This window comes from Streptomyces sp. NPDC028910 (genome assembly GCF_055564955.1).
This window is the reverse complement of record NZ_JBVHVF010000018.1, coordinates 85,572-94,632: the sequence shown is the minus strand read 5'-3', so window position 1 is coordinate 94,632 and position 9,061 is coordinate 85,572. Positions and strand designations below refer to the sequence as shown.

Below are 9,061 nucleotides of genomic sequence, written 5' to 3'. Positions count from 1 at the left end.
CCCGGGCACCCCGGGCGCGAGCGCCGGGCGTACGCTGTATGGCTGTCAAGCCGCTCCTGCCGCTCCCCGCGACGTCGCGGCGCTTCATGCCGCAGCACGTCAACCGGACTGGGGAGTCCCGCTTTGTTTGAGACTCTGGGCTCGCTGACCGCGAGCCCATGGATCTACGCCCTGGTGGCGGTGTCCGTCGTGCTCGACGTCTTCCTCCCCGTGCTGCCGAGCGGGGTTCTGGTGATCACCGCCGCAGCGGCCGCGGCGGCTGCCGGGGCGGCGGGTCCGGTGCCCGTGCCCGCGCAAGTGCCCGACATCCTGCTCCTGCTCGTGATCGCCACGACCGCCTCGGTGCTGGGTGACATGGCCGCGTACCGGCTGGCCCGGCGCGGTGGAGCCCGGCTGGACCGGGCCATCGCGCGCTCCCGTCGGCTGACCCGGGCCCAGGAGCGCCTGGGCACGGCTCTGGCACGTGGCGGCGGCGCCCTGGTGGTGATCGCCCGCTTCGCCCCGGCCGGGCGCTCGGTGGTGTCCCTGGGCGCGGGCAAGACCCAGCGCAAGGTGGCGGAGTTCCTGCCCTGGTCGGTCCTGGCGGGCATGGCCTGGGCGGGCTACAGCGTGGCCCTCGGGTATTTCGGCACCCAGTGGCTCGGCACCCAGTGGCTCGGCACCGCGCTCTCGATCGTCGCCCTCTTCGCCGCGGGTGCCTTGGCGGCCTTCCTCGTCCGCCGCCCGACCCCGGCGACGGCAGCGGCCCCGGCGGCGTAGGCCGGGTCCTCGGGTGCCCCGGCGGGCTCCCCTGGGCCCCCTGGGCTCCCCCGGGCGGAGCAGTGGCTCACCCGTTCACCCGGCCCCGATCGCCGCGCCCGGCCCGGGCTCCTAGCGTCCACCACACGGTGCGCAACCGAATCCGCGTCACATCCGTGCCCTGGCCGCGCCGTTTCGAGGAGCCGAGGAGTTCTCTCCATGCCCGCCAAACCGCCCGCCACGCCGCCCGCCACATCGTCCGCCACGCCGCCCGCCGCAGGGTCCGCCGTGGCGCGCCGTCTGATGACCGTCGCGGCCGCGACCCTCATCGCCGCCGCCGCAACCCCCACCACACTCGCCTACGCCATCCCCTCCGCCACCGTCTCCCCCAGCACCGTCGCCCCGGGCGGCCGGGTCGCCCTCAATCTCGCGGGCTGCGGCACCAGGACCGCCAGGGTGACGTCGAGCGCCTTCGGCGACGTACGCCTGACCGCCGGCAATCCGGATGCCAACCTCTTCGGCAGCGCCACCGTCTACCGCAACGCCAACCCGGGCACGCACCGCGTCGTCTTCGAGTGCGGCGGCCCCGGCGGCGAGCGCGTCACGCTCTCCCTCCTGGTCACCCCGGCCGGCGCACGCGGTGGGACCGGCGGCAGCATCGGCTCGATGAGCCGATGGCAGATCACCATCGGCGGCGCCCTCGCCGCCGGCGCGCTCGGCGCCGGCGTGTGGGTGCTGCGCCGCCGCTCCGCCACCTGATCCCCGACCGCCGTCAGCGGCCCGCGCACGGCGGGCCCGCGTGGCGGCGGCGGGGCGGGGACGGGCGACTGCCTGCGGCGGCCCTGGCGGCTGCGTGGGGCCCGAGAGCCCGTACGCCCCGTAGGCCACGTCAGCCCCACACGGCCCGGTAAGCCGCGTAGGCCGCGTAGGCCGCGTAGGCCGCGCAAGCCTCGTAGGCCTCGTAAGCCGCTTCCGGGTCACGCCGGGGCGGCCTGCCCCCGTACGTGCATCCCGTCGAGCAGCGCCGCCGTGGCCTCGGCGACGGCGTCCACGGCCACGTCGAACACCTCACGGTTGTGGGCGGCCGGCGCCCGGAACCCGGACACCTTCCGTACGTACTGCAGGGCGGCGGCCCGGATCTCCTCCTCGGTCGCCTTCTCGGGGATGGCGGGCGGGCGCAGGGTCTTAATGGAACGGCACATACTCCTACTATCCCGCTACCGGGGCAGCTCGGCCCCGGACAATTTCATGATCAGTCCGGCCTGGAGTCGGGCCCTCAGCCCCGGGTCCTCGACCGTCTCCAGCAGCGCGATCGCCTGCTGGGTGGTCTCCGCGGCCCGCCGGTCGTCGCGCAGCGAAGCCGTCTGGTCGGCCATGTGCCGGAGCGCGATGTCGGCCCGGCGGTGGAAGAGCTGCCCGATCAGGGCCGTGACCAGTCCCACGGAGCTGGTGACGATCCCGAGGTACAGCTCCCCGCCGGCTTCGGCCTTCCACACGGCCAGCGCCACCCCGGCGAGCAGGATCGCCGCCCCGGCCCCGGCGAACCGCTGGCTGGTGGCGAAGCTGCTCCGCGCCTGGGTCAGCCCGTAGGCGTAGTACTCCACGAGCACCGGGGTGAAGTCGTCCCGCCGGTCGCCGGGTTGCGCGGGCGGGTACCGGAACCGGATCCCGCCCACGTCCTCGAACTTACGGGCCCCCGGCAGGGCGGAGGGCCAGACGGGTCGGGCGGGTCCGGCGGGTCCGCCCGGTGCGGCGGATTCGCCGGGTTCGGCCGGATCGGCCGGATCGGCGGGCTCGGCGGGCTCGGCGGGCTCGGCGGGCTCGGTGAGGTGCGCGAGCAGCCGTGCCCGTTCCTCGGCCCGTCTGCGTTCGAATCCCGCCCCCAGGGACCGCTCCATCAGCGTCAGCATCACCGCGGCCGCGACCACCGCCACGACCACCCCACCCCACGCGAGCCACTCGCCCATCTCCCGACGATCCCACGCCCCGACGCTGCGGCCAAGGGAGTTGGAGGGCTGTGGCACAGTGGCCGAAAGGCCGTCGGGAGAGCGGGTAGGTGTGCGGGTATGCCAGAGCTCGGCAAGGGAGCGAACACGGTCATCGGCGTGGAGCGCCTCACCGTCGAACTGCACTGCGCGGGTGCCCCCGTCGACCTCAGCGCCCTGCTGGTCACCGCGGACGGCAGGGTCAGGTCCGACGACGACATGGTCTTCTACAACCAGCCGTCGGCCGAGTCCGGCGCGGTCCGCCACCTCGCGGCGGACGCCGGTGGCCCCGAGCGCGTCGAGGTGGACCCGGCGGCCCTGCCCACCGACGTGGACCGGGTGATCCTGATCGGCAGTTGCGATCCCGACGACGCCACGCGCACCTTCCGCGACGTGCGGGGAGTACGGGTCCGCGCCACGCAGGACGGCGCCGAGCCGGTCGATTTCCTTCCGCCACCGCTCACCGACGGCGAACGCGCCGTACTGCTGCTGGAGGTCTACCGCCGCGGACCGGGATGGAAGCTCCGCGCCATCGGCCAGGGGTACGCGAACGGCCTCGCGGGGCTGGCCACGGATTTCGGCGTACGGGTGGCGGCGGAACCGACGGGAACCGGCGAACCCCCGCTCCGGGCAGCCGAGGCCGCCGGGCCGCAGCAGGCCGCCGGGCCGGGGGCCCCCACACCGCCACCGGCACCCGCGCCGCCATCGATCCCCGCACCGCCACCGAGCCTGCTCAAGCCACCACTCGGCACGGTCAGCCTCGACAAGGGCGGCCAGGTCTCGATCGGCCTGGACAAGCAGGACCGCGAGCTGGTGGTCACCGCCGCCCTGGAGTGGGACGGCGGCAGCGCGCAGCGGCGCAAGCGGGGCGCCGACCTCGACCTCTACGCCGTCTTCGTGCCGGCGTCGGGGGCCCTGCACGGCGTCACGGAGCCCGGCAGCCTCGTCAAGTCGGGCCACGTCCCCCGGGGCGCCCCTCTGACCTCCGGGAACCACGGCGGGGAGGGCCCCGACGTCGTCTACTACAAGCGTCTGGGGTCGCTGCGCGAGCGGCCGTTCATCCAGCTGGACGGGGATGCGCGCGAGCCCGGCTGCGAGACCTTGCGGATCGTGCGTCCCGAGGAGCAGGGGTACGTCCTGCTCTGCGCGTACTCCGCGGTGAGCAACGGCTTCGGCTCCTTCCGCAGCTTCGGGGCGAAGGTGGTCATCACGGATGGCCGCGGCTCCACGGTCACCGTGCCCCTCTTCGAGAACACCAGGACCCGCTACTGGGTCGCCATCGCCCTGGTCGATTTCACGGCGCCCGACGGCGTGGCCATCCGCCACATCGAGGCCTACAGCGCCCGTATGACCGAACGCCGCCCGGTCCTCCACGCGGACGGCGCCATCGAGATGAACGGCGGCCCCGTGGAGTTCAAGCGGCGCTGACCCGCCCCGCCCCCTCACAGCGGAGGACCAAAGTCCGCTGATGCGGACGAACCGGGCCGAACCTAGACTGGCCGAGGCATGAAAAGTCGCCGACGAGGGAGACCCACACCATGGCCAAACGAGGCAACAAGCGCCGCGCCCGCAAGAAGAAGAAGGCCAACCACGGCAAGCGCCCCAACGCCTGACCGCCAAGGCAAGAGACCCCCGCCCACCCCACCCCGGACGGGGGTCTTCCATGACGTGAGGCCGCTAGGCGAGGCCGAGGACGCTCACGCCGTAATCGTGTGGTGGGGCTGACGGGGGGTCACTCTTCCATCAAGCGGTTACCGTGAATTCTGGCCGCCTCCCTCCAACGGCATGCAGAGCAGCGTCCCAAGTAGGCGAACGGCGATGCGTCAATGGCCCTCGCCTCAGACATGACCATGAAATTGCGCTGGTTCTGGACCCGCCCGCACGGCGCGTCCTTGGAGTGGTACACGGTCAGCTCTGGACCCGGCGTGCGGCGCACAAAACAGGGAAGCTTGGCGCTGGTGTCCGCGAGCTTGGCGATCTCGCTGTCCAGCTTCCACAGCTTTCCGTCGAGCTCCCGCTGAAGCTCTCGGGCCCTCTTGCGATGGTCGTCCATGATCTTCAACTTGCGCAGCCTCAATGCCTGAACCTCGTCAGAGGTCGACATGCGCCCCTCCCTAAGAAGTGCTAAATCCAACGAGCACTTCTTAGCGAGCCGTCATGAGCCCGCGCCAGCTGTCACCACTCTTCGGGTGAAGTCACCTCCATTCCCCAGCCAAGGAGGTCGGCCCTGTGGTATTCGATGCGCACCGCCAGTCCGATCGGTGAGCACTCGACGCGGACGCTGACGCTGACGCCGCACGAAAGCGTTGCGACCCGGTTGAAACCAAAGGTCAGCGCCTCCCTGTGGGGCACATCATGAGCCCGAAGCCGCGGGCCTTCTGTTGGGCCTGGGCACCATAGTCTCCTGACTTTTCGATGTGCCGGTTACCCTGCTCGCTGTCACCGAGACGGAAGGATTGGATCGCCAGATTGGTTTGGTGCACAAAGCTTGAGAGAAGCGATCCGATTTCATTCAAAACCTGCTCGCTACCCTTAGGACCCGGAATTGCCAGCCATTCTTTAAACTGCCGATCCATGATCCGGTTCTTTTCCACGAGAAAGTTGGCAAGTAGCCGTGGATCGTGGGTGGGTTCGTCGCCCAGCGCCGCCAGAATGTCCCGGGGTTGCTGTGCTCTTCTGGCCGTTTGGCGAAATTGTGATGTGATGCTAATTCTCGGCGAGGGCCGCCGTCTACGGCGATACCAGGCGCGAAGTGGTGCGACCCTTGCCCTCAATGCGCCCCCGCGCGCCCTCGGCAGACGGCCGACCACGCGAAAGAGGCCACCCCTCCTTCACGGCCCACCGTTGTACGGCAAGCGCTACCGGCTCTGAACGCCTGCTGCGCGTTCGCGCAGTTCTGGAGAGCCACTGCTCAATCCCCGTGCCGTCGAGCCGGACTTGGTGTTCGTTGGCGCGGCTCGAAACGCAGTCAAGGTGTGCCCGCCGGCCGCGGTGGCCAAGGAGGCCAGACTCCGGGTGGTCCGCCTGCACGACGCGCGGCACGGGACCGCCACTCTGCTGACTGCCTCCGGGGTGCCGCCTCGAGTGGCGATGCAGACCTCGGACCGTCCCCGTTGATGTCAGATATGGATGCCAAAGGCCCCCAACCATGATCGGTTGGGGGCCTTTGTGCTGGTGGGCGCGGACGGTTTCGAACCGCCGACATCTGCTTTGTAAGAACCCGTAAACCCAAAGTGAGGGTGAATGAGTCTCGGTGAGGCTCAGTGAGCCTCGATTTGGAGCCTTCCACATCCCAATCCTCGGTTTCAGTGAGTCTCAGTGAGTCTCAGTGAGGGGGTGTTGTGGCGTCGATGTGGCGTCGCGTGGCGTCGATCCCTCACGACACGGCCCGCAGCGTCCGGCCCCTGACCAGCGCAGCACGCACTTCCTCGACCAGCTCGGGCCCAGCGTGCTGGTACAGCCACGTCACGCGGCCACCCCGCTCGTGCCCCATGATGACCTGAACGTCCTTCTCAGGAACGCCGGCATCCTTCAGGCGTGTGGCGAAGGTGTGCCGCAGGTCGTGCACGCGCGGCCAGTACTCGCTGCGGCCGGTCTCTGGGTTCTTGACGATGCGGGCCAGCCCGGCCGCCTTGATGGCGGGCAGCCAGTGGCGCCGGAAGTTCGGGCGGGTCAGTACCGCGTCCAGGTCGACCGCGACCCCGTCCTTGCCCTTCCTCGACCGGCCGGCCAGCGGCCCGCGGAAGACCAGCTCTTCCGGGTGCATGCCGTCCTCAATCGATGACTCGGTCGCCGCGGGGTGGTGCTGCTCCATCATTGTCTTGACTGCCTCGACTGCGGCCGGAGTGAGGGGCACCGTGCGGAATCCCGCCTTGGACTTGGGCGCCATCTTGCGCCGAATCCTGCCCTTGTCGTCGATGAGAACTTCCTTGACCTTCACCGTGCAACGCTGAAGGTCGACATTGCAGGCCCTCAGGCCGGTGTACTCGCCCCACCGCATCCCGGTCTCCTGGGCGAACACCATGAGGGGATGGTAGTACGTCGTGAGGTGCTCGCGGATCAGGTCGCACTGAGCCTCTGTCGGCGGGATGAGGTCGTCGGGGTGCTTGGCCGGGGCCGGGGACACCTCGATGTCGAGACACGGGTTGACGCTGATCCGCCGGTCGCGGAGCGCCGCCACCATCATGTGCCGGAGGAGCTCCAGCACCTTTTTCTGTGTCGCGTGGCCCTTGACCTCGTTGGTGATCCAGTCCTGGACCTGAACCCAGGTGAGGCTGTTGAGCTTCCGCCGGCCCCACTTCGGTTGCACGTGGACGGTCCACGCGCTGAGCTTGCGGTTCGTGGTCGTCACGGACTTCTTCTTCACGGTGGGCCACCAGATCGCGTACCACTCGTCGAGCGTGACGGCGCCACGCTTCGGGTCCTGGTAGGTACCCTCGCGGACCTGGGTGCGCACCTTGTCGAGGTGGGCGGCCGCTTCCTTCTGGCTGGGGAACAATGGCCCGCACTGCTTGCCGTTCGGGTCCCGGTACCGGGCCTGCCAGTTGCCGGTGCAGTCCCGGCGGGGGGCCCGCTCCTTGTACTGGCCGGGCGGGAACTCGGCCAGGCACAGGGGGCAGCCGCACGTCTTGCTACGCATCTGCCGGGGGTTGGTCGCCGCCTTCTTAGGCGCCATGGTGGCTCACCTGCTCGCTCCTCCGCTGCTGGGGTACGCGGGGCAGCAGCCGGATGGCGGCCCCGCAGTGGCAGCGTGCACCAACTCGGGGCTGCGGCACTGCGAGTTTGGAGAGAACCGCTCGCACGGCGAACTCGATGAACTCCTGGGGCAGGGAGGCCGGCAGGGCTATGACCTGTGTGGAGGGGTCGTAGGTCCGGTATGAGTGCGCGGGGCGGCTGGTGAAGGTGATGCGGATGCACATGCTGATTCCCCCGTGGGCAGGATCGACGGGATGTCAGCCGCGGGGGAGGACGTCGGCCGTGTGACCGAAACTACCGGGTGTTAGGTGAATATGCGACCACTGTGCGTACAAAAAGTGGGGGCACCTTCACATGGAGTGACGAAGGCCGTTTGTGTCAGACCTGTGAAGAGCTCGGAAGGTTGTACGCGACGCGAAAAACGGCCATCACTGGGAGTTGGCGGCGATCCACGCCTTCATCTGGATCTTCGTGAGTTTCTGCTGTTCCGCAGTGAGGCCGCCGAACAGCTCGAAGAGTTCGGCTTGATCCGTCTCGGACAGCTCGCCCGGCACCTGCCTGCTGGCCGCCGCGAAGATCTCCTCACGGGAGAAGTTCGGGTACGCCGTGTGGAGCCTCTCCAGGAGACTGCGGCGCGGACCCTTGACCCCGCCGCGCTTGCGGTTCACCCAGGCGTTAACCGTCGCCGGAGCAGCGCCGATGGCGCGCGCGATCTCGGACTCGTTGACGCCGTAGACGTCCTTGAGTCGCTTGATCAGCTGCGCGAGATCCTCGCCAGCGGTCGTTTGCCCCTCATGCTCCACGGGGTAAGAGTGCCTGCTGATCTTCTACTTTTGCAAGTGAAAGTAGCAGGAATGGCGTGATTGAACGCGGCGCGCGACCTCCCCGTCACGCTCCGGCGTACTGGCATATGCAATCAGACTCGAACGAGCTTGCGATACCCGATTAAGCCCACCAGAAACCTCACCCAAACTCACCAAGACTCATTGACACAGCTTCAACTGACACAGTAGAAATGTGTCAACGGCGAAGCGCACCGCTTCCAACCGTCCACTACGGCACCGAGGCATCCATGACCCACCTGCTCCGCAAGGGCGCTGGCAAGCCAATCCGAGACGCGATGAAGCGCCACGGACTGTCTGGCGAGAGGCTCGCGGAGGCCACCAGGGCTATCGATGTGGCCGGGCGCGGCATAAGCGCCGGCACCGTCCACAAGATCGCAGGGAAAGGGGAGACGGCAGTAGATGAATGCCGGCTCCGGACCGCGTGGCTGATCGCCACCGCCCTTGATGAGCCCCTGCAACGGCTCTTCCTCATGCCCTCAGTTTCAACTGACACAGTAGAAAGGTAAAGCCCCTGATGGCGACTCTCGCCACTCGCACCGAGACCCTCCGGCCGACTGGGCTCACGCCGCTGCTGACGACCGAGCAGCTCATGGCCCGCTACGGCGTCTCCAACTGGACCGTCAACCAGTGGGTTCAGCGCGGCTGCCCCATCGAGCCCACCCCGTTCCGGGGCCGGCGCTTCGACCTGGAGCGCGTACAGGCCTGGATCGCGGACGAGCACGCCGCCGCCGCCTGATCAACGAAATGCGGGGCCGCCCGGACGGCCATCCGGAACAGCCCCCGGCATTCCTCAACCCA

13 protein-coding genes are annotated in these 9,061 nt (G+C 69.1%); 6 read left to right on the top strand and 7 right to left on the bottom strand.

The features are described from left to right. Nucleotides 1–123 precede the first annotated feature (123 nt). Nucleotides 124–759, top strand: a complete 636-nt coding sequence (locus ACZ4TV_RS22200) for a DedA family protein (protein ID WP_468136444.1) — start codon at nt 124–126, stop codon at nt 757–759. A gap of 198 nt (nt 760–957) precedes the next feature. Further along, nucleotides 958–1,497, top strand: a complete 540-nt coding sequence (locus tag ACZ4TV_RS22195) for a hypothetical protein (RefSeq protein WP_468136443.1) — start codon at nt 958–960, stop codon at nt 1,495–1,497. Nucleotides 1,498–1,715: 218 nt separating this feature from the next. Here ACZ4TV_RS22195 and ACZ4TV_RS22190 read toward each other — a convergent pair whose 3' ends face one another. After that, on the bottom strand, nt 1,716–1,940 hold the full coding sequence (locus ACZ4TV_RS22190; protein WP_468136442.1) for a DUF2277 domain-containing protein: 225 nt from the start codon (nt 1,938–1,940) through the stop codon (nt 1,716–1,718). Between the two features lie 15 nt (nt 1,941–1,955). Beyond that, on the bottom strand, nt 1,956–2,705 hold the full coding sequence (locus ACZ4TV_RS22185; protein WP_468136440.1) for a TRADD-N-associated membrane domain-containing protein: 750 nt from the start codon (nt 2,703–2,705) through the stop codon (nt 1,956–1,958). Nucleotides 2,706–2,804: 99 nt separating this feature from the next. Here ACZ4TV_RS22185 and ACZ4TV_RS22180 point away from each other — a divergent pair, with 99 nt between their 5' ends. Both ACZ4TV_RS22180 and ACZ4TV_RS22175 read left to right on the top strand, forming a co-directional pair. Then, a complete protein-coding gene (locus tag ACZ4TV_RS22180; protein WP_468136438.1) occupies nt 2,805–4,151 on the top strand; it encodes a TerD family protein in 1,347 nt (448 codons plus the stop codon). 110 nt (nt 4,152–4,261) lie between these two features. Next, nucleotides 4,262–4,336 carry a 50S ribosomal protein bL37 gene (locus tag ACZ4TV_RS22175; RefSeq protein ID WP_100661309.1) on the top strand — a complete coding sequence of 25 codons (75 nt, stop codon included), beginning with the start codon at nt 4,262–4,264 and terminating at the stop codon, nt 4,334–4,336. Between the two features lie 119 nt (nt 4,337–4,455). Here the strand turns inward: ACZ4TV_RS22175 and ACZ4TV_RS22170 are convergent, their stop codons facing one another. From ACZ4TV_RS22170 to ACZ4TV_RS22150, 5 genes are all read right to left on the bottom strand, one after another. Further along, nucleotides 4,456–4,827: a hypothetical protein gene (locus ACZ4TV_RS22170; protein WP_468136437.1), complete on the bottom strand. Its 372-nt coding sequence runs from the start codon at nt 4,825–4,827 to the stop codon at nt 4,456–4,458. 226 nt (nt 4,828–5,053) lie between these two features. Beyond that, the gene (locus tag ACZ4TV_RS22165; RefSeq protein ID WP_468136435.1) at nt 5,054–5,317 is read right to left on the bottom strand and encodes a hypothetical protein; all 264 of its coding nucleotides are present in this window, start codon (nt 5,315–5,317) and stop codon (nt 5,054–5,056) included. A 782-nt stretch (nt 5,318–6,099) separates the two neighbouring features. Further along, a complete protein-coding gene (locus tag ACZ4TV_RS22160) occupies nt 6,100–7,398 on the bottom strand; it encodes a tyrosine-type recombinase/integrase (RefSeq protein WP_468136434.1) in 1,299 nt (432 codons plus the stop codon). Beyond that, nucleotides 7,388–7,642, bottom strand: a complete 255-nt coding sequence (locus ACZ4TV_RS22155; RefSeq protein ID WP_468136433.1) for a hypothetical protein — start codon at nt 7,640–7,642, stop codon at nt 7,388–7,390. Before ACZ4TV_RS22155 ends, ACZ4TV_RS22160 begins: the two co-directional genes overlap by 11 nt. A gap of 204 nt (nt 7,643–7,846) precedes the next feature. After that, complete coding sequence (locus ACZ4TV_RS22150) at nt 7,847–8,221, bottom strand: hypothetical protein (RefSeq protein ID WP_468136432.1); 375 nt, start codon at nt 8,219–8,221, stop codon at nt 7,847–7,849. A gap of 269 nt (nt 8,222–8,490) precedes the next feature. Between ACZ4TV_RS22150 and ACZ4TV_RS22145 the strand changes: the two genes are divergently transcribed. Together ACZ4TV_RS22145 and ACZ4TV_RS22140 are read left to right on the top strand one after the other, a co-directional pair. After that, nucleotides 8,491–8,769 carry an XRE family transcriptional regulator gene (locus ACZ4TV_RS22145; RefSeq protein ID WP_468136431.1) on the top strand — a complete coding sequence of 93 codons (279 nt, stop codon included), beginning with the start codon at nt 8,491–8,493 and terminating at the stop codon, nt 8,767–8,769. A gap of 8 nt (nt 8,770–8,777) precedes the next feature. Further along, complete coding sequence (locus ACZ4TV_RS22140) at nt 8,778–8,999, top strand: helix-turn-helix transcriptional regulator (protein WP_468136429.1); 222 nt, start codon at nt 8,778–8,780, stop codon at nt 8,997–8,999. Nucleotides 9,000–9,061 lie beyond the last annotated feature (62 nt).

Excerpts from the sequence above, each read along its gene's own strand:
- ACZ4TV_RS22190 (WP_468136442.1), bottom strand. The coding sequence starts at position 1,940 with ATGTGCCGTTCCATTAAGACCCTGCGCCCGCCCGCCATCCCCGAGAAG.
- ACZ4TV_RS22160 (WP_468136434.1), bottom strand. The coding sequence starts at position 7,398 with ATGGCGCCTAAGAAGGCGGCGACCAACCCCCGGCAGATGCGTAGCAAG.
- ACZ4TV_RS22185 (WP_468136440.1), bottom strand. The coding sequence starts at position 2,705 with ATGGGCGAGTGGCTCGCGTGGGGTGGGGTGGTCGTGGCGGTGGTCGCG.
- ACZ4TV_RS22180 (WP_468136438.1), top strand. The coding sequence starts at position 2,805 with ATGCCAGAGCTCGGCAAGGGAGCGAACACGGTCATCGGCGTGGAGCGC.
- ACZ4TV_RS22145 (WP_468136431.1), top strand. The coding sequence starts at position 8,491 with ATGACCCACCTGCTCCGCAAGGGCGCTGGCAAGCCAATCCGAGACGCG.
- ACZ4TV_RS22170 (WP_468136437.1), bottom strand. The coding sequence starts at position 4,827 with ATGTCGACCTCTGACGAGGTTCAGGCATTGAGGCTGCGCAAGTTGAAG.
- ACZ4TV_RS22140 (WP_468136429.1), top strand. The coding sequence starts at position 8,778 with ATGGCGACTCTCGCCACTCGCACCGAGACCCTCCGGCCGACTGGGCTC.
- ACZ4TV_RS22195 (WP_468136443.1), top strand. The coding sequence starts at position 958 with ATGCCCGCCAAACCGCCCGCCACGCCGCCCGCCACATCGTCCGCCACG.
- ACZ4TV_RS22155 (WP_468136433.1), bottom strand. The coding sequence starts at position 7,642 with ATGTGCATCCGCATCACCTTCACCAGCCGCCCCGCGCACTCATACCGG.